Origin of the sequence: Methanosarcina barkeri MS (assembly GCF_000970025.1) — an archaeon.
Classification (GTDB): domain Archaea; phylum Halobacteriota; class Methanosarcinia; order Methanosarcinales; family Methanosarcinaceae; genus Methanosarcina; species Methanosarcina barkeri.
Map to the genome: position 1 here is coordinate 1,773,346 of NZ_CP009528.1, position 18,490 is coordinate 1,791,835.

Genomic DNA, 18,490 nt, shown 5'->3' on the forward strand with positions numbered 1-18,490 from the left:
CTATACCTTTATTAACTTTTATAAATAATAAGAAGCTCTCTTCCTTCAAATCAGGAGACAACCGAAAAATGATGATCGCAGGAATTGATGAAGCCGGAAAAGGCCCTGTAATCGGGCCCATGTGCATAGGAGGCGTAAAAATTGAGGAATCCAGAGAACATATCCTCAAAGTGCTAGGGGTTGCGGATTCCAAGAAACTGACTCCCAGAAAAAGGGAACAGCTTGCAGCCCAAATTAAAAAACACGCAGACGGCTTTTTTGTTCTTGAGGTCAGCCCTTCTCAGATTGACGAACTCCGGAAAATTATGACAATGAACGAGATAATGGTGGTCTGTTTTTCAAAAGTGCTCGAACAGTTAAAGCCTGACCTCTTATATGCCGATGCTGCTGATGTCAATGAAGAACGTTTTGCAACCAACATCCGCAAGCAATACTCAAAAACCAACCCTGAACATGCAAAAGAAATAGAAATAATTTCCATGCATCAGGCCGATGCTACTTATCCCGTTGTATCGGCAGCCTCAATTATTGCGAAGGTACGCAGGGATGAGCTTATCGAAGAGCTTAAGAAAGAATGGGGCCTCGACTTCGGTAGCGGTTACCCCTCAGACCCGAAGACAAGAGGATTCCTGTTGAACTGGGGAAAAGAGCACTCAGGGAAGTTCCCTGAAATAGTCAGGCAGTCCTGGCAGACTGTAGAAAATATCCGGGAAGAACTAAAAAAAGCCGAACTGAAGTAAGTATTAGAGAAACTACAAAAAAGTTCTGAAAAATAAAAGAAAGAAAAATGCGGAGATATAAAAAATAAAATTGGAATATATATTCGAAATTTTTAGAAATTCTCAGTAATATAATCCACCATGGACTCGAAAACTCGTAGACCATCGTCTGAGCCCAGGATCGATTCGGAAGCTCTTTCCGGATGGGGCATGAGACCTAAGATATTTCTTGAAGTGTTTACAACTCCTGCAATATTTTCTAGAGAACCATTAGGATTAGCTGCATCCGTTACTTTTCCGTTTTCATCCACATAACGGAAGACAACCTGCTCGTTTTCGTCAAGCTCGGCCAGAGTTTTCTCTTCGGCATAGAACTGACCTTCCATATGGGCAATAGGCATTCTGATAACTTCACCTTTCCTGAACTTCGAGGTGAAAGGCGTATCAACGGTCTCTACCCTGAGGTTAGTCCAATGGCACCGGAATTTCGGGTACTCATTAGTTGTCAGAGCACCCTCAAGCACCCGGGCTTCGGTAAGAATCTGAAAGCCGTTGCAGATCCCAAGCACAGGCTTACCTTCGGCTGCGAGTTTTTTTACTGAGTTCATTATTGGAGTGCGGGCTGCAATTGCTCCTGCCCTGAGATAGTCTCCGTAGGAGAATCCTCCAGGGACGACGACTCCGTCAAAACCTGTCAGATCTTCTTGTTTGTACCAGACAGTCTCGGCGTCCACACCCACAACGTCTTTAAGGACATGCAGGACGTCCTGGTCGCAGTTTGTGCCTCCGAACTGAAGTATGGCAATTTTCATTTTTTTCCCTCAATTTTCAAAGCTTTGGCTTTTTCTTATGCCTTAGTCGCTTATCCACACGCCTCAGTTAAGTTCCTTGAGCTCGATTGTATAATTATGGATAATTGGGTTTGCAATAAGTTTCTGGCACATCTCATCAACTTTCTGGTTTGCAATCTCGGCAGACTCGGCCTCAAGCACGATTTCATAAAGCTTTGCGGTCTTTACGCTACTGACCTGGTAGCCAAGTTGTCCGAGGGCCCTTTTTGCGGTAGTGCCTTCCGGGTCAAGCATACCTGCTTTCTGTTCAATTCTAACTGTTGCCTGGTACTGCATTTATAAACCTCAATTTTAAATTTTGAAATTAACTGAATGTCCCCACTTTTCGGGACTCGAATGCGGGATTAAATAAGATAAGTAAATAATTCTCATTTTCACCATACTAATTATAAGGTATTTGATTTATTTTTTGGCGAGAATTATAGTGTTAGGTTTTCCTAATGTGTCTTTTGTTTATTTTTGGACGTTAGCTGGTTCTTATCGCCTTACCAGCGCCGATTTCAAGGGAAATAAGGATAAAACATATTTAATCTTATGGGTTTCAGTTTGTTTTGGCTGCTGTGGCTGGTTGAGTACTAAAAATAGAGATTTCAATTGAGTCCTGAATGCTTATAGGCTCTCTAAATATCATTGAAATGGTCATTTTCTGGCTCATTTTTAAAACTCAAAACTTCCTATAAGGCTCAAAAATCATCTTAAAATCCAAATATTACTCTAAAAATTAAAACTTATTTTAAAAATCTAAATATTTTACGGGTCTCTGGGGCAACAAGGCTTACTTTAAAAAGGCGCACGTGGCTACATCAGGTCGGACTTTACTGTATAAAAAATACACTTGCTGGAGTTTTTTGTCTATCAAGCGATAAAACAAGGATAAACTGAGGATAAACTGAGGATAAACTGAGGATAAACTGAGGATAAACTGAGGATAAACTGAGGATAAACTGAGGATAAAACTACGCGAGAGGCCACTTCAGCCAATTATGAAAGTTTTGTATGAATTTTAAGGAGACAAAAAAATAAAAAAATAACTGTGGGAAGTTTTAACTTCCCTTACTTCTTATTACTCAGACTTAGTTCAGTATCTGATTAATTTTGCTGTAAAAATCTATGATAACACCAGTTGCCTCATTGTCCATGTTCAGTTGGAAAGTTCGGATTTGCTTACCCAGGGGTTTTTCCTGAACAATACCTGAAAGAACCAAAGGTGTAATAACTCTTGATACGCTGGAATGAGACAGACCAGTTTCTTCAGCTATCCCTGAAAGATAGGTTGGTTCGTTCTGGTTTTTTATCAAGTTCTTAAGAACTGTCATCTGTGCGGTTTTTCCAAATATTTTTTCCATTGAATCCATTGATATCATCTCAGAGGTGGCTATTCTCTATAAGTGATTTCCAGTTCCAATAACTGTTGACGGTTAATAAACTTATCTTCTAATTTAATAGGTTAGAGATCTGTACGAATACTCTTAATATCTGGATTCTCTACTTTATCGAGAATGTTTAATCTCTCTAATTTAGCTTCAAGCGCGTAAGTCGTATATATATTATAACTTTTTATCTTCACTACGAGATTTTATGGAGATTTAATATGAGAAGCGATATCATCAAAGAGGGACCGGAAAAGGCTCCCAATCGCTCACTTCTAAAAGCGACCGGAGTCACAGATTCCGAGATGAGAAAGCCGTTTATTGCAGTTGTCAATTCCTGGAACGATATAATTCCTGGTCATATGCACCTTAACAAACTTGCTGAGGCTGTAAAAGCCGGAATCAGGAATGCCGGAGGAGTTCCTTTTGAATTCTCTACCATAGGAGTCTGCGACGGTATTGCAATGGGGCACGAGGGTATGAAATATTCCCTTCCCAGCAGAGAAATTATTGAAGATACAATTGAACTGATGGTTCAAGCTCATCAGTTTGATGGTATGGTCCTCATTCCCACATGTGACAAGATTGTGCCAGGTCACCTTATGGCAGCAGGCAGACTTGATATCCCTGCAATTGTTGTAACCGGAGGGCCTATGCTCCCTGGATACATCGATGACGGTTACAAGGATTTCATTTCAGTCTCCGAAGGAGTAGGGGCTCATAGAGTAGGCAAGATTTCAGACGACGATCTTAAAAGACTTGAAAATTTTGCATGTAATGGAGCCGGGTCCTGCGCAGGGATGTTTACTGCAAATACTATGGCCTGCATGACCGAAGCGCTTGGCCTGAGTCTTCCGGGCTGTGCAACTGCTCATGCAGTGGATGCAAAAAAGGTCCGAATTGCCAAGGAATCCGGTGAGCGTATTGTCGAAATGGTTAAAGAGAACCTGACTCCCAGAAAGATTGTCACTTTTAAATCTTTTGAGAACGCCATAATGGTAGACATGGCAGTCGGAGGTAGCACAAATACCACGCTGCATCTTCCTGCCCTTGCCCATGAATTCGGGCTGAATCTCCCTCTTGATAAATTTGATGAACTGAGCCGGAAAACACCTCACTTGATCTCGCTTCGTCCTGGAGGGTCAAATTTTATGTTGCATTTTGACAGAGCAGGTGGAGTTCAGGCAATTATGCAGAGACTCTCCACGAAACTTCATCTGGAGCAATGTACTGTCAACGGCAAGACTATTGGGGAAAACCTGAAGGAACTGGACATTGTTAATCCGAAGCTTAATAAAGAGATTATAGGAACTCTTGAAAATCCAATTCATGTTCAGGGAGGAATTGCAGTCCTTAAAGGCAGTCTTGCTCCTGGAGGTTCGGTTGTAAAACAAGCCGCAGTTGATCCCCGGATGCATGTTCATACAGGTCCTGCGCGGGTTTATGACGGCGAAAAAGCTGCTATGGAAAGTATCCTTGCAGGCAATGTGAAACCTGGAGACGTTGTAATTATACGATATGAAGGCCCGAAAGGTGGCCCTGGAATGCGGGAAATGCTTGCAGCTACAGCCGCACTTGGAGGTATGGGCCTGCTGGAATCGGTTGCTCTAATAACTGACGGACGTTTTTCCGGAGGTACTCGTGGACCCTGCATCGGTCATGTCTCCCCTGAAGCTATTGAAGGAGGGCCAATTGCTCTTGTGAAAGATGGAGATATGATTGAAATCAATATTCCTGAAAGAGCCCTGAACCTGAAAATTTCAGACGAAGAACTTAAGCAACGGAAAGCTGCCTTCATACCTCCAAAAACTGAGGTCACAGGTTACCTTGCCAGGTACCAGCGCTCAGTCCATTCCGCAAACACAGGCGGGATAGTTGACTAAGTTGTCTGATTATGTTTAGAAGTATTGCGTGTTTGGAGAGCTTTTTTCTCCATTACTTTTTTTAATTATTTATTACTTCAAGTGCTTTTGTAGATATGATTTTAGTACTAGGACTTACGCAGTTAAAATGCCGAAAACTTGATATCTTTATAAATATACTTATGGCTTAGTGTTTCTCTAAAAACGTACGGAGTTATGGACATAAATCCACCTAAGTGTACCGACATTGACTACATTAATTTTCTCATTGCGGCTTCTAACGTTTTTAGCTGTACTGAAGCTGCTAGATGTTATCCAGACATAGCTAATGCTCCTTCTCATGATGCTTTTACTCGTTGCCTTCAAAGGCAACCTCCAGACACGGAAGCACTATGGGAGGAAGTAAAAAGTTATGTCAAGCTTAAGGGAGGATACCTAATTGTTGATGATTCAACATTAGATAAACCATACGCAGAAGAAATTGCTTTTGTTCGTCGTATGTGGAGTGGAAAACATCATCGTACTGTAAAGGGAATAGGCCTGGTTACCTTAGTTTGGACTGACGGTACAACCGTTATACCTATCGATTTTCGAATTTATAACATCGATGTAGACGACAAAACAAAGAATGACCATTTCCGTGATATGCTTGACAAGGCCGAAGAACGTGGTTTTAATCCCAAATTCGTTTTATTTGATACATGGTATGCAAGTGTGAAAAACCTTAAAGCCATTAGACAGAAAGAGTGGCATTTCCTTACAAGATTGAAAAATAATCGTTTGGTAAATCCTGACAACAAGGGAAATGTGCCACTTGAAACAGTAGATATTCCTCCAAAAGGACGTGTGGTTCACCTCAAAGCATATGGATTTGTAAAGGTGTTTAGGATAGTTTCAAAAAATGGAGACACGCAACACTGGGTTACAGATGTGCAAGAGATGGATGAAGCAAAACGTGAAGATTTGGCAAAGAAGTCATGGAAAATTGAGGAATATCATAGGGGAATAAAACAGTTCTGTGGTGTCGAAAAATGTCAGGCAAGAAAGGAAGAATCACAAAGAGCACATATAATGTTCTCATTAAGAGCTTTTCTTAGACTGGAATTACAAAGAATCAAAAGTGGAATATCCTGGTTTGAAAGTGCTATGAAAATTAGAAGAGTGGCAGTGACAGAATACTTAAGGAATCCCCAATACACGTTAAATTAATTCAAATATTTGAAAGTTTGGAAAAAACAATATGCTAGGAGCCAACTGCGTAACTCCTAAGTACTTTTCTTTAGTAGTTATTCAATCCCTCAGTTATGGCTTAAACGTTAGTTATTTGGAATACGTATACACAAACAGATAGGTGGGAACTCAAATCGTTTAAATAAATAATTGATGTAAATATAATGTATATAACAGTGTGAACACTATATCTGTATCACCTTTAAGGTCTTAAAAAAAATCAGTAATATAGTAGATGGCAAATATGAATAAATTAGTTATACTATTGGTTCTCTTTGCGGCTGTGATCTTAGCAGCTGGCTGTATTAATAGTAAGACAAATGTCACGAATCCTCAGGATGCCCAGGAAAATTCTATAAATTCTCAGGAGATGCAGGAAAATTCCACGAATTCTCAGGAAACACAGGAAAACAGTACTGTTGTAGAAATTACCCAACTGGATCAGATAAATACATCTCTCAAAAAAGGACCTGTTCTTTTGAAACTCGGAGCTGAGTGGTGTGAAGAGTGCCAGGAGTTAAACCCTGTTCTGGCTCAGGTTGCAACAGATTATGCAGGTAGAGCCACAGTTATGACCATAGATATAGATAAAAGTAAGAACCTTGCTAATTACTTTGGAATATATGTAATCCCTGACTCTTCTGTAATTATGGGCATTGAAAACGGGAAATATGTTTATATGCAGGAGGATGGGAACGTTACTACTGAAAGATCAACGGCCAGGATTCTAAAAATAGAGGGTAAAGAAGTATACGAAAATGTACTGGATTTAGCTCTTCAGAAAGAATAAAATTAAATCTAATTATTTTACAGCCAAAACGTATTTCTTTTTTCTTTTTAAATCCAGCGTATTCTTTTTAAATCCAGCGTATTCTTTTTAAATCCAGCGTATTCTTTTTAAATCCAGCGTATTCTTTTTAAATCCAGCGTAAAGGAAAAAAACTGATTTCAGAAAGGTTGCCTATTGGTGCACTTGTATAACTTTTTGCTCCCAAACTCATAAAGCTTTGGAGCTATCTTTTCATTATCAGAAACTCGTTCAATTACTCAGAGTCCGGTATTTAGAGAAGTAATATTGAGGCTTGGAATTTACTCAATATAACTTAATATTAATACTCTGATCCGGGTTTCTTGTGGAGTCACAGATAATATTACTTTTATAATATGTTACGTTTTGAATTCCTGCACTTACTGTGGTTTGACTCCTTTCCTATCATCCTTTGAGCTTGATATTAAGGCTGGCAGGATGTTAAAAGGTTGAATAATCTCATTGTCGAAATTTTTAGTAGAGCCCTGCTTTGGCATCTCCATTTTGAGGTCATTATACAGTGTTTGTGTGTGTGGCCAAATACCAGAAGAAGGCCTGTGAAAAGACCTGTTAGGTCTTGCTTCCTTAAACCGCATACCATAAAACTGTAGATAAAAATCATCTGCTTCCTTTTTCAGGTCAACTTCAAGTTTTCCGGGATGCAACTTGTCTGCTATATACATTAGTCCCAATATCCAGCGAGGGCTTCCAAAATCCCAGGAAGGCGGAATTTCATAGACCCTATGCTGCGTCACAGCATCGACATGTATTTCATATTTCTGGCACAGGGCATAGAACTCATCGAGAGGACGAGAAAGGAAACCGGAGACAAAAATAACCCCAGGATTGTGCTCATTGATAAAGGAAGGGGAAACACTTACACCCAGTTTACCTTCCTTTTGAAGCTGCTTATTGATACTCACACCACCGGAAAATGTCACAAGGTTATTTTCCATTCTGCCGGCATTCAGGGCAAAGAAAGGAGAGCCCATGCAATAATACACATAATAACTACTTTTTCCTGCTGAAAGATTCTGGACAATTTTCAAGCGCTTATGAATGAAAGAAACAAGTTCTTCTCCTTTTTTCGGCATATTAGCTTTTTCAGCAATAAACCTGATGAACTCCAGATAAGAGTACGGCTGACGTATCATATAATGTATTTGTGTAAGGGTTTTGGGGTTTGAGACCTTACTCCAGACATCCATTAATTTATCCTCACCCCAGATATCCATTAGTTTATAATCGTCCAGTACTCCCAGGCATGTAAGTACTGCATGAACCATACTGAAAGCCTGGCTTATACTGTAACTGTCTATTAAGCCTGCTTCACTGAAACCTTCAGTGGAAGCTTTACCCTGAACTGGAATGCTGTAACCGCAGCTACATTTGTGACTTACCCAGGGTTTTACAAGCCTGGAGCCAAAAGGCCTGTAAAATTCCCGCTCTATCAGGAGATTGCCACATTCAGGACAGTATGTGTTTAATAGTTTCGTGCCTGGCGAATTAAAGAGGTAGACAAAATCCAGATATCTGTGCAGGGCAGAACAAATTTTTTCCGCTTCTCCCACTGATGGCTCCAGTTCTATCGGGGCATAGCCGAAGGGCAGGAATCTCATGACATGCAACGGAATAGTAGAAGAGATATCAGATACTGCCTCTGCGACTTTTATAACATCATCTTCATTTCCCTTTGAATAAGCAACTGAAGTTTCAACATGCACTCCCATGTCAAAAAGTCTGGAAATGTTGCGAAAAACAGGAGTTGATGAAGTAACTCCACAATTTTTATAACCTCTGTCAGAATAACCTTTAATTCCCACGTTCACAAAATCAACAAGCTGTCCAAACTCTTCTAAAGTTTCACTTGTAAAATAGCAGTTGGTTGAACAACCTACAAGTAAATTTTTTTCCTGTGCCTGTACTGCAAGGTCCCTGAAAAGATAGTAATTGGCAACAGGATCATTTATTGCTGAAACTACGCCCAGGCACTCTTGTTGTAAGACCCTTTTCACTATTTCGGATGGACTGAGTGAGGATTGTTGGGACGGAGGTCTACTTGATGCTGGCATCCGTGCCATACAACCAGGACACTGAAAATTACATCCTGTACTGAAAATTTGCAGGAACTTGCCTGAAGGATAAAAATGATGTAAAGGGACTGCTTCTATTGAAATTGGATATGCTCCCAGATATCCCATACCGGGGTACTGGGTTATTTTATTGCCAGTGCTTACATAAGTGCCACATCTGCCCATACTATGCTTATTGATTTCGCACCTGACTTCGCATATATTGCATTGCATTTAACCTCCCTCAAATAATACCACAATAAAGCTAGAGTCATCCTGAACTAAGCTAGAGTCATCCTGAACTATATGGCAGGAAATATTTTATTAGTTTCCAGTTTCGCGTATAATTTGAAGTTTTTCTAACTGAGGCATTTTTGAATTAACATTCCGTTCCGGGAAAACTGTATCTGTTTTTTTATATATTTTTACTTTAACCTCTTTTATGCTTAAAACACCATCATCATCCATTATTCGAGTTTTAAACGTTATGTCTATTATTACATATCGATATGATATATTTTATCAAGACAGTATGCATCAGGATTTAATATTGTAGTGTTCTTCGTTTTTGTGTCAAAATACCGCATCTATATGATTTAATGGTTTGACCGTTGTGACTATTTATACATAACGGTTCGAGGTTTTTGATCATACAAAGTTCCTCCCCAAACTCAAAAGGCACAGTCATAAAACAGTATATGATATTCATAAGTATGACCCTAATTTTGTCAGTATGTTGGAACTTTTAATTTGTTCAGTGAAAACTAAAGGTCGAAAGATACCGTTTTTATATCAACACTTTTTACATAATTATCCCATGTGCGCATTTTTTGATTCATACCTTGAAAATTTAACTGATGATAATCTATATATAGTATTAAGTAGGAAATAAGAATCTGTATTCCGCTAAATAAGTTATTGTTATGTTTAGTTGAACATACCAATGACAAAAAAAATTTAAAATGTTTGGAAAGGAGTACACAATACAAGAAAACTGGCAAAAAGGAGTGTTATGTAAAAAAGACATATTTCATACAAAAATAGTATACAATGTATAAATTTGAGCAGGCAACATAAGAAATCCAGTAACTTTGCATAGAAATTCACCTAGCTGTTCAAAATATGGAATTCAAAGAAACAAATGAGTTTCTGGGCAAAGTTTGCGTAAATGCTGAAGGAGTGTAAAATGACAAGAAAAATTGCTTTCTATGGAAAAGGTGGAATCGGAAAGTCCACCACTCAACAAAATACTGCAGCTGCTATGGCATATTATCATGGTAAAAAAATTTTTATTCACGGTTGTGACCCCAAAGCTGACTGTACTCGTCTTGTGCTCGGTGGGGTAGCTCAAACTACAATAATGGATACTCTAAGGGAGCTTGGTGAGGATGCTGTGACAGCTGAAAATGTCATAAATACCGGTTTTGATGGAATAAAATGCGTTGAGTCCGGTGGTCCAGAGCCCGGTGTTGGCTGTGCAGGTAGAGGAGTTATCACTGCAATTAATCTCATGGAAGAAATGGGAGCCTATTCTGAGGACCTGGATTTTATTCACTTTGATGTATTGGGCGATGTTGTCTGCGGCGGTTTTGCAATGCCTATTCGAGAGGGAAAAGCCCAGGAAGTATACATAGTTGCTTCTGGAGAAATGATGGCGACTTATGCAGCAAATAATATTTGTAAGGGCCTGTTGAAGTATGCTGAACAAAGCGGGGTGAGATTGGGAGGAATTATTTGCAACAGTCGCAGAGTGGATAATGAACTGGAAATGATGGAAGAATTTGCTTCTGCACTGGGAACGCAGCTGTTATACTTTGTACCACGTGACAATATTGTCCAAAAAGCAGAGTTCAATAAAAAGACTGTAGTGGAGTACGACCCTACATGCAATCAAGCACTTGAATACAAAGAACTCGCCAAAAAAATCCTAGAAAATGACATGTTTGTTATCCCTAAACCATTAAGTATGGATCAGCTAGAGAAAATGGTTGAAAGATATGGTCTTATGGATTAATTTAGGAGAGATGAATAATGAAGATGGTCCGTGCCATATTACGTCCTGAATGGACTGAAGAAGTAACCGACGGACTCGCAGAAGCCGGTTATTACTCCCTTACAAAAATAAACGTTTTCGGAAGAGGGAAACAAAAAGGGATCACTGTTGGGGATGTGCACTACGATGAACTCGCAAAAACAATGATCATGATGGCTGTAGAAGACGAGGCTGTTGACAAGGTGATTAAAATAATTTCCGGAAAAGCATACACAGGCAACATGGGAGACGGAAAAATCTTTGTGAATACGATTGAAGCTGCATACACAATTAGTTCGGGTGAAAAAGGGTTATAAGGAATAATATAATAACTAAAAAATTTTGAAAACCGGGAGGTTTTCATATGAAAGAAGTTACTGCAGTCGTTAGACCTAACAAGATGTCGGTTACGAAAGACGCACTGGATAAAATTGGTTATCCGTCTATGACGGCAATTCCGGTATTAGGAAAGGGTAAACAAAGAGGGATCTCAGGAGAGCTTAACTTCTACATACAACCAAAGCTGCTCGCGAAAAGGTACAGCACAGGTATGAAGTACATACCCAAAAGACTTCTGAGCATAGTTGTAAATGACGAAGATGTGGATCAGGTGATTAAAACCATTATTGGAGTCAATCAAACTGCCCAGATTGGTGATGGAAAGATTTTTGTCGAGTCCATTGACGAGGTTATTCGGATCAGGACTGGCGAAAAAGGAGAACTAGCTTTAAAATAAACAGATACGAGGCCTGTAAAATGCCGTTGAAATTATTCTGTTGCGATGAATGCATACCTGAGCGCCAGAACCATGTTTACATAAAAGAAGAAGGAGAAGACACAACTCAATATCTCCCACTCTCAAATATAGAAACAATACCCGGATCATTATCTGAAAGAGGGTGCAGCTATTGTGGAGCAAAACTCGTTATTGGTGGAGTCATCAAAGACTGTATTCAGATGATACATGGACCGGTAGGATGTGCTTATGATACCTGGCACACGAAAAGGTATCCCAGCGATAATGACAATTTTCAATTAAAATATGTTTGGTCGTCGGACACAAAAGAAAAACATATTGTTTTCGGAGCTGAGAAGCAGCTCAAAAAAGCGATCAAAGAAGCTTTCAAAGAATTTCCAAAAATCAAGCGAATGTTTGTCTACACTACCTGTACAACCGCATTGATAGGAGACGATCCCAAAGCAGTATGTCGTGAGGTTGAGGAAGAGCTTGGGGATGTGGATATATTTGTTGTCGAATGTCCAGGATTCGCTGGTGTCAGTCAATCAAAAGGACATCATGAACTGAACATCGGCTGGATGAGAGATAAGATCGGAACGCTTGAACCTGAAATTAAAAGCGAATACACAATTAACGTCATCGGCGACTACAATATTCAGGGAGATACCTACGTACTGCAAAGATATTTTGATAAAATGGGAATACAGGTCATTGCTCATTTTACCGGAAACGTAACTTATGATCAACTACGCTGTATGCATAGGGCAAAGCTGAATGTGGTCAACTGTGCGCGTTCTGCAGGATATATAGCCAACGAACTTAAGAGAGTATATGATATCCCAAGAATGGATGTAGATACGTGGGGCTTTGACTATATTAAGGTAGCACTGAGAAAGATTGGAGCTTTCTTTGGACTGGAAGACAAAGCTGAAGAAGTAATTGCAGACGAGGTTGCAAAATACGAAGGAAAACTTAACTGGTATAAGGAGCGGCTCAAAGGGAAAAAGGTCTGTATCTGGACTGGTGGGCCAAGACTGTGGCACTGGACAAAGGCTCTTGAAGACGATTTAGGTATGGAAGTTGTTGCAATGTCTTCTAAATTTGGTCATCAGGAAGACTTTGAGAAGGTTATTGCCAGGGGAAGAGTCGGGACGATTTATATTGATGATGGAAATGAACTTGAGTTTTTTGAAGTACTCGACAATATCCACGCCGATATTATTTTCACCGGGCCCAGAGTTGGAGATTTAGTCAAAAAACTGCACATTCCATACATTAACGGACATGCATATCACAACGGTCCATACATGGGTTTTGAAGGCGCAGTAAACATGGCGAGAGATATGTATAACGGAATTTATTCTCCGATGTGGAGTTTAGCTGGAAAAGATCCGAGAGTGGTGCAGGAATTATGAATGAAAAAATCGAGGAAGTGACCGCCCTTATTCAGAAACAGTGCTTATGGCAATTCTTTTCAAGAAGCTGGGACCGGGAGGAAAACATTGAAGGTATTATGACAATGACCGGCAAGATTCTGAACGGAGATAAAATAAATCTTGTAACGCCGGCAGATAAGGCGTTTTATTCCGATGCAAAATTTTTGGCTGCGGAGATTCAGAAAAAAATGCCCTGGCTCTTCGAACTCGACAAGTCAGGAGTACTGGAACTAATTGAAGGCGTCAAAGAAAGACTGCTCTATATTGCTGTAAAAAAATCACGTAACTGCGAACTGAACTTGTCAAATTACTAAACAAAAGGCGGTAAAAAAGATGTCGTGTGAGCTGATGTTGAAAGAGCGAACAGGAATCATTAATCCAATGTATACCTGTCAGCCTGCAGGTGCCCAATTTGTGGGAATTGGTATAAAGGACTGCATTCCGCTTGTACATGGCGGTCAGGGTTGCAGCATGTTTGTCAGGTTGTTGTTCGCTCAGCATTTCAAAGAAAATTTTGACATTGCGTCTTCGTCTTTGCATGAAAGCGCCGCCGTTTTCGGGGGCGCAATAAGGGTAGAAGAAGCGGTTGAAGCACTTATTGCGAGATATCCTGACCTGAGGATCATACCTATTATAACGACCTGTTCAACTGAAACTATTGGTGACGATATTGAAGGTATAATCCGGAAAATGAATAAAATAATTAAAGAAAAACATCCTGACAGAGATGTGAAGCTCATAGCTATGCATACGCCAAGCTACAGCGGGAGCCAGGTGACAGGTTACGATACGGCAATTAGCGCGGTTGTAAAAGCTCTTGCAAAAAAAGATGAGCCTTCCGGAAAGCTGAACATATTCACTGGATGGGTCAATCCAGGAGATGTTTCTGAAATTAAGCATATATTATCTGAGATGGAGGTTGACGGAAATATACTTCTGGACACTGAGACCTTTGACGCTCCTATTATGCCTGACAAATCGGCATTCGCATATGGAAATACAACCATTGAGGAAATAGCTGATTCTGCCAATGCTATCGGGTCAATTGCATTAAGCCGTTATGAGGGCGCAAATGCTGCAACATATTTAAAAAATAACTTCGGCGTGCCTTCGGTTGTAACTCCAACCCCTATAGGCATAAACAATACCGATATTTTCCTTAAAAATATCAGCAAGCTTACAGGCAAGCCTATACCTGAATCACTGGTTATTGAACGCGGAAAGGCAATAGATGCGATTGTAGACCTTGCTCATATGTTTTTCGCGAATAAGAAAGTAGCCATATTTGGGAATCCGGACCTTGTCTTCGGTCTTGCGCAGTTTTGCCTGGAATGCGAACTTGAACCTGTGCTTTTACTTTTGGGCGACGATAATACACTGTATAAACTTGACCCAAGGCTCGAATCACTTAAAGAGAAGGCAAATTGCGATATAACAGTTATCTGGAACGCTGATTTGTGGGAACTGGAAAGCCGTATCAAAAACAAATCCATAGACATCGATTTAATTTTGGGGCATTCAAAAGGACGATACATTGCAATAGATAATGATATCCCCATGGTCAGGGTAGGCTTCCCAACATTCGATAGAGCAGGGCTGTGGAAATATCCAGTAATCGGATACAAAGGAGCAGAATGGTTAGCTGAAACAATTGCCAATACGATTTTTGCATCCATGGAAAGTAAGCATGACAGAGAATGGATAATTAATGTCTGGTAAATGAATGGAGGCAAAAAATGGAGAATTATCTGGTAGTAGCAGCATTTGTCATAGCGGAATTTTTGGGAGCTTTAATTTATTTCAAAACAGAAGATTCTGTGAAAAGAACGTTGTTGACCTGTCTTGGACTTGGTTTTGCCATTGCAGTGGTTCTTCTGGATATTATCCCGGATGCTACTGAGGATTTTTCAGCAGGATACTGGTTGATTGTGATTGGGTTCATTGCAATGGTTGTGGCAGGATTCTACACTAAAAGTGTTGGAAAGTATTCAGCCGTTTTAGGATTAGCAATTCACAACATTGCAGAAGGCGTGATTATAACCACTGAGTTTGGACCGATTTCTCCGATTTTAGCAGTCGGAGCAATTCTGCACAAACTGCCAGAAGGAATGGTTTCCTTTTCATTACTAGATGAATTAGAAGACAAAACCAGGTTTGCAATTGCAGCTTTGATCGCATTGTTAATTCCAGTCGGTGCGATTGTACCTATCTCTGACAGCATTACAAAACCGCTTATGGCGCTTAGTGCTGGTGTTATCCTTTATGTTGTAGGAAACCTGTTGATCACTATCATTTCCAAATATTATGTAACTGAAATCGATAAAGGAAAACTAAGTAAAAAGCACGATCTAAATATAACTACGCTATCCTCTGTGGCGGTTTTCGGAGCAGTAATAGCCTGGATATCCTGTTTGATGGCGTAAAGTTGTAGCTAACGCGATCAACAAATTTTTTAACAAATTTTTTATTTTTTGGTTGAAACCAATTTCACAAACTAGAAAATAGAGGGGAATATGGTCGGCATTGCTAACGAAAGTGTAGTGTTTTTTGGGCATTTAAGCGAACTTTATCAATTAGCAAAAGAAGGGAAAATTGAAACTAAACTCCAGGGCAGCCATACCCGTCCCTGTAAATTCTGGACGGCAATGAAAATCCTGAGTGGCATTAAAAATACTGTTGTCATTGCTCATGGTCCCAGTGGCTGCGCATTTGGAGTAAAACAGGCTTACAAGCTCACAAATTGTAGAAACAGTGGTTCTCCATATGAGTCCATAATTACTACAAATATAGACGAGAAAGCCATTGTATACGGTGGCGAAAAGGAACTAAAAGGCGCCATACTGGAGGTGGACAAAAAGTATAAGCCTGACGTTATTTTCGTAGCAACAAGCTGTGCCACCGGAATAATTGGGGATTATGTAGATGCCATAGTAAATAAAATCAAGCCCAAAATTAATGCCGAAATCATGGCCATTCACTGCGAAGGCTTTGCTGGAGAATACAGGAGTGGGTTTGACCTGGTTTTCAGGCAGATTGTTCAGCTTATGGATAAGCCTGATTCGGAAAGCAGATCAAAGCTTGCTAACTCCGTCAACATCGTAGGGGGCAAAATGGGTCCTGAGAGGACGGAGATTGAAACTGATGTTAAAGAATTGAGGCGGTTAATAGAAAGTATGGGTGCAAATGTAAATGCCGTGATAGCAGGCAATTGTTCACTGGAAGAAATAAAACAGGCTCCCAGTGTGGCGGTAAATTGTACCCTTTGCCTTGATCTGGGATATGCGATAGGAAGAGAGATGCTAGACCAATTTGATACTCCCTTGAACTCCACTATCCTTCCTTATGGTATAAGCGCAACTGAGAGGTGGCTGAGAGAAGCAGCAAAGCATTTACACATGGAAAATGAAGCTGAAAAATTAATCAAAAGAGAATATGAAGCCATCCGCATCGAGTTTGAAGAGGCAAAAAAATACCTTGCAGGCAAAATGGCAATTGTTGAAGGACATGATGCGATAAAGTCTCTGTCAATTGCTCATATGCTTGAACGCGATTTTGGTATGAGGGCAGTAATATACAATTTTCATCCATGGAGTACGCAGGCAAGAGAAACAAGTATTGATTACCTCTTAGAGACCGGGCTTGATCCGGAAATACTGATCACAAAAGGTACGCTTGCCTTTGGAAAATATGAGGCAATGGTTCAGACTGAAAATGAGCTTATGGAATATCTGGGAGATCTGAATCCTGAGACAACCGTGTATTTTGGGTCATCAATGAGCTTTCCGAATATTCCAGTAGTTGATTTAAATGCCATATTGAACCGCCCTAGATTTGGATATAGAGGAGCCTTAAAGGTAGCTAAATGCATCTGCACTGCTCTTGAGTATTCTTTCAGACCGCGCAGCTGGGTTACGAAAAAAATGGTATTCCCTGAAGACTCCGGGCTATGTTCAGCCCAGTCCCTTACACCGAAACTGGCTCAGGATTTGCCGGATTGCACGGTTTATGCAGGAAGGGAGAGAGGCAAATGTATGATGAGTTAAAATTCGATAACTGCAACCATAGCAAAGACCCTATGGTCGGATGTGCTCTTGAAGGTGCCACCGGAGTGCTGGCTGGCATAAAAGACATTAGCATTGTCATACATTCCCCGCAAGGCTGCTCTTCAACGGTTTCGGCAGCTTATGACGTCCATGAAATTGATTTTACGAAAAGAAAAGTTGCATGCACCAGGCTTTTTGAAACTGATGTGGTTATGGGCGCTTCAAGCAAGCTGAAAAACTTAATCGAAGAAGCCGACTCGAAATTTAAAACTAAGGCGATATTCGTAGTTGGTACATGTGCAGCTGATATCATTGGTGAGGATATTGAAGGCTTATGCCGAAATATCCAGCCACAAATTAATGCGAAGCTTATTCCCTTGATGGCAGGAGGATTTAGAGGAAACCTCTATGATGGCATTGAACTGGGACTGAATGCATTATTTCCCTTTATAAAAAAACAGAAAGAAAAAATTCCAGATAGTGTAAACCTAATAGCGCCTCAGGCAAACCTGAACCCTACCTGGTGGGCAGACTTGAAATGGGTACGTGAAACCCTTGAAAAAGTAGGAATTAAAGTTCAGGCTGTACTTCCTCACGATACGTCTCTGGAAGAACTGGATAATGCTGGGCTAGCATCGGCAAATATACTTCTCAGTCACGATGCGGGGTATAAGTTTGGGGTAAAAATGCAGGAAGTACATGGTATACCACTTATACTATCGGATATTCCACTCCCAATAGGACTTAAAAATACTGCAAGATGGCTTCGTGCAGTGGGAAATTACTTTGGCGTCGAAGAAAAGGTTGAGGCAATAATAAAAGACGGAGAATATATGGCCATTGACGTTCTGAGACGCAGAGGACTGATGATGATTCCTAGGTACCGTAACTGCAGAGTAGCCGTTTCTGCAGATGCGACTATGGGAATAGGCCTGACCAGAATGTTATTTGAAGAGCTGGAGATGATTCCGGAACTGTTGCTGTTCAGATCGCCTGTTTCTGACTCCCAGTTGTTGCTGGAAAATGAGCTTAACGATATGGGAATTACTCCAAAGGTTGTCTTTTCGGCGGATGGATATCAGATAAAACAATCCTTGATGGAAAGCTGTGTAGATGCTGTATTTGGCTCTTCGTGGGAGTATTATCTGGCTGAAGAACTGGGGATAAAGTTTGTGTTTGATGTATTTAGCCCGACAAACCGACAGAATTACTTGAACAGGGCATATTTCGGATACGAAGGCATGTTGAACTTTTTGGAAAATGTTGCAAACGACTGGGAAAGAGCTCTGCGTTCAAAGCACATTAACTGGGAAGAGTATTCGTAACTA

General features: G+C 40.3%; 17 protein-coding genes. 13 read left to right on the forward strand and 4 right to left on the reverse strand.

Going from position 1 to position 18,490, the window contains the following annotated elements:
• Nucleotides 1–68 precede the first annotated feature (68 nt).
• Nucleotides 69–740 (forward strand): ribonuclease HII, encoded by a 672-nt coding sequence (gene rnhB, locus MSBRM_RS07135; protein ID WP_048118451.1) that lies wholly within the window; start codon nt 69–71, stop codon nt 738–740.
• 92 nt (nt 741–832) lie between these two features.
• Here the strand turns inward: rnhB and purQ are convergent, their stop codons facing one another.
• The 3 genes from purQ to MSBRM_RS07150 form a co-directional block, all read right to left on the reverse strand.
• On the reverse strand, nt 833–1,531 hold the full coding sequence (gene purQ, locus MSBRM_RS07140; protein ID WP_048118448.1) for a phosphoribosylformylglycinamidine synthase subunit PurQ: 699 nt from the start codon (nt 1,529–1,531) through the stop codon (nt 833–835).
• Nucleotides 1,532–1,594: 63 nt separating this feature from the next.
• Entirely contained in the window at nt 1,595–1,846 is a 252-nt protein-coding gene (gene purS, locus MSBRM_RS07145; protein ID WP_048118445.1) for a phosphoribosylformylglycinamidine synthase subunit PurS, read from the reverse strand.
• Between the two features lie 797 nt (nt 1,847–2,643).
• The gene (locus MSBRM_RS07150) at nt 2,644–2,925 is read right to left on the reverse strand and encodes a MarR family transcriptional regulator (protein WP_048118442.1); all 282 of its coding nucleotides are present in this window, start codon (nt 2,923–2,925) and stop codon (nt 2,644–2,646) included.
• A gap of 236 nt (nt 2,926–3,161) precedes the next feature.
• On the opposite strand from MSBRM_RS07150, the gene ilvD reads away from it, so the two are divergent.
• The 3 genes from ilvD (at nt 3,162) to MSBRM_RS07165 (ending at nt 6,822) form a co-directional block, all read left to right on the forward strand.
• A complete protein-coding gene (gene ilvD / locus MSBRM_RS07155; protein WP_048155180.1) occupies nt 3,162–4,823 on the forward strand; it encodes a dihydroxy-acid dehydratase in 1,662 nt (553 codons plus the stop codon).
• A gap of 195 nt (nt 4,824–5,018) precedes the next feature.
• Nucleotides 5,019–6,011, forward strand: a complete 993-nt coding sequence (locus MSBRM_RS07160; RefSeq protein WP_048155834.1) for an IS701 family transposase — start codon at nt 5,019–5,021, stop codon at nt 6,009–6,011.
• A 265-nt stretch (nt 6,012–6,276) separates the two neighbouring features.
• On the forward strand, nt 6,277–6,822 hold the full coding sequence (locus tag MSBRM_RS07165; RefSeq protein ID WP_048122970.1) for a thioredoxin family protein: 546 nt from the start codon (nt 6,277–6,279) through the stop codon (nt 6,820–6,822).
• Between the two features lie 398 nt (nt 6,823–7,220).
• Here MSBRM_RS07165 and MSBRM_RS07170 read toward each other — a convergent pair whose 3' ends face one another.
• The gene (locus MSBRM_RS07170; protein WP_048118436.1) at nt 7,221–9,146 is read right to left on the reverse strand and encodes a radical SAM protein; all 1,926 of its coding nucleotides are present in this window, start codon (nt 9,144–9,146) and stop codon (nt 7,221–7,223) included.
• A gap of 952 nt (nt 9,147–10,098) precedes the next feature.
• Between MSBRM_RS07170 and nifH the strand changes: the two genes are divergently transcribed.
• From nifH to MSBRM_RS07215, 9 genes are all read left to right on the forward strand, one after another.
• Nucleotides 10,099–10,926 carry a nitrogenase iron protein gene (gene nifH / locus MSBRM_RS07175; protein ID WP_048118434.1) on the forward strand — a complete coding sequence of 276 codons (828 nt, stop codon included), beginning with the start codon at nt 10,099–10,101 and terminating at the stop codon, nt 10,924–10,926.
• A gap of 17 nt (nt 10,927–10,943) precedes the next feature.
• Nucleotides 10,944–11,261, forward strand: a complete 318-nt coding sequence (locus tag MSBRM_RS07180) for a P-II family nitrogen regulator (protein WP_048118430.1) — start codon at nt 10,944–10,946, stop codon at nt 11,259–11,261.
• Nucleotides 11,262–11,308: 47 nt separating this feature from the next.
• Nucleotides 11,309–11,680 (forward strand): P-II family nitrogen regulator, encoded by a 372-nt coding sequence (locus MSBRM_RS07185; protein WP_048118426.1) that lies wholly within the window; start codon nt 11,309–11,311, stop codon nt 11,678–11,680.
• Between the two features lie 20 nt (nt 11,681–11,700).
• Nucleotides 11,701–13,098 carry a nitrogenase vanadium-iron protein, alpha chain gene (gene vnfD / locus MSBRM_RS07190; protein ID WP_048118422.1) on the forward strand — a complete coding sequence of 466 codons (1,398 nt, stop codon included), beginning with the start codon at nt 11,701–11,703 and terminating at the stop codon, nt 13,096–13,098.
• Nucleotides 13,095–13,433, forward strand: coding sequence for a V-containing nitrogenase subunit delta (gene vnfG / locus MSBRM_RS07195; RefSeq protein WP_048118419.1), 339 nt, complete (start codon nt 13,095–13,097; stop codon nt 13,431–13,433). The genes vnfD and vnfG overlap by 4 nt, the downstream gene beginning before the upstream one ends.
• A gap of 19 nt (nt 13,434–13,452) precedes the next feature.
• Nucleotides 13,453–14,838 (forward strand): V-containing nitrogenase subunit beta, encoded by a 1,386-nt coding sequence (vnfK, locus tag MSBRM_RS07200; protein ID WP_048118416.1) that lies wholly within the window; start codon nt 13,453–13,455, stop codon nt 14,836–14,838.
• 17 nt (nt 14,839–14,855) lie between these two features.
• Nucleotides 14,856–15,542 carry a ZIP family metal transporter gene (locus tag MSBRM_RS07205; protein ID WP_048118413.1) on the forward strand — a complete coding sequence of 229 codons (687 nt, stop codon included), beginning with the start codon at nt 14,856–14,858 and terminating at the stop codon, nt 15,540–15,542.
• A 90-nt stretch (nt 15,543–15,632) separates the two neighbouring features.
• Entirely contained in the window at nt 15,633–17,162 is a 1,530-nt protein-coding gene (locus MSBRM_RS07210) for a nitrogenase component 1 (RefSeq protein ID WP_048118409.1), read from the forward strand.
• On the forward strand, nt 17,147–18,487 hold the full coding sequence (locus MSBRM_RS07215) for a nitrogenase component 1 (protein ID WP_048118407.1): 1,341 nt from the start codon (nt 17,147–17,149) through the stop codon (nt 18,485–18,487). The genes MSBRM_RS07210 and MSBRM_RS07215 overlap by 16 nt, the downstream gene beginning before the upstream one ends.
• Nucleotides 18,488–18,490 lie beyond the last annotated feature (3 nt).

Excerpts from the sequence above, each read along its gene's own strand:
- rnhB (WP_048118451.1), top strand. The coding sequence starts at position 69 with ATGATGATCGCAGGAATTGATGAAGCCGGAAAAGGCCCTGTAATCGGG.
- purQ (WP_048118448.1), bottom strand. The coding sequence starts at position 1,531 with ATGAAAATTGCCATACTTCAGTTCGGAGGCACAAACTGCGACCAGGAC.
- purS (WP_048118445.1), bottom strand. The coding sequence starts at position 1,846 with ATGCAGTACCAGGCAACAGTTAGAATTGAACAGAAAGCAGGTATGCTT.
- MSBRM_RS07150 (WP_048118442.1), bottom strand. The coding sequence starts at position 2,925 with ATGGATTCAATGGAAAAAATATTTGGAAAAACCGCACAGATGACAGTT.
- ilvD (WP_048155180.1), top strand. The coding sequence starts at position 3,162 with ATGAGAAGCGATATCATCAAAGAGGGACCGGAAAAGGCTCCCAATCGC.
- MSBRM_RS07160 (WP_048155834.1), top strand. The coding sequence starts at position 5,019 with ATGGACATAAATCCACCTAAGTGTACCGACATTGACTACATTAATTTT.
- MSBRM_RS07165 (WP_048122970.1), top strand. The coding sequence starts at position 6,277 with ATGAATAAATTAGTTATACTATTGGTTCTCTTTGCGGCTGTGATCTTA.
- MSBRM_RS07170 (WP_048118436.1), bottom strand. The coding sequence starts at position 9,146 with ATGCAATGCAATATATGCGAAGTCAGGTGCGAAATCAATAAGCATAGT.
- nifH (WP_048118434.1), top strand. The coding sequence starts at position 10,099 with ATGACAAGAAAAATTGCTTTCTATGGAAAAGGTGGAATCGGAAAGTCC.
- MSBRM_RS07180 (WP_048118430.1), top strand. The coding sequence starts at position 10,944 with ATGAAGATGGTCCGTGCCATATTACGTCCTGAATGGACTGAAGAAGTA.
- MSBRM_RS07185 (WP_048118426.1), top strand. The coding sequence starts at position 11,309 with ATGAAAGAAGTTACTGCAGTCGTTAGACCTAACAAGATGTCGGTTACG.
- vnfD (WP_048118422.1), top strand. The coding sequence starts at position 11,701 with ATGCCGTTGAAATTATTCTGTTGCGATGAATGCATACCTGAGCGCCAG.
- vnfG (WP_048118419.1), top strand. The coding sequence starts at position 13,095 with ATGAATGAAAAAATCGAGGAAGTGACCGCCCTTATTCAGAAACAGTGC.
- vnfK (WP_048118416.1), top strand. The coding sequence starts at position 13,453 with ATGTCGTGTGAGCTGATGTTGAAAGAGCGAACAGGAATCATTAATCCA.
- MSBRM_RS07205 (WP_048118413.1), top strand. The coding sequence starts at position 14,856 with ATGGAGAATTATCTGGTAGTAGCAGCATTTGTCATAGCGGAATTTTTG.
- MSBRM_RS07210 (WP_048118409.1), top strand. The coding sequence starts at position 15,633 with ATGGTCGGCATTGCTAACGAAAGTGTAGTGTTTTTTGGGCATTTAAGC.
- MSBRM_RS07215 (WP_048118407.1), top strand. The coding sequence starts at position 17,147 with ATGTATGATGAGTTAAAATTCGATAACTGCAACCATAGCAAAGACCCT.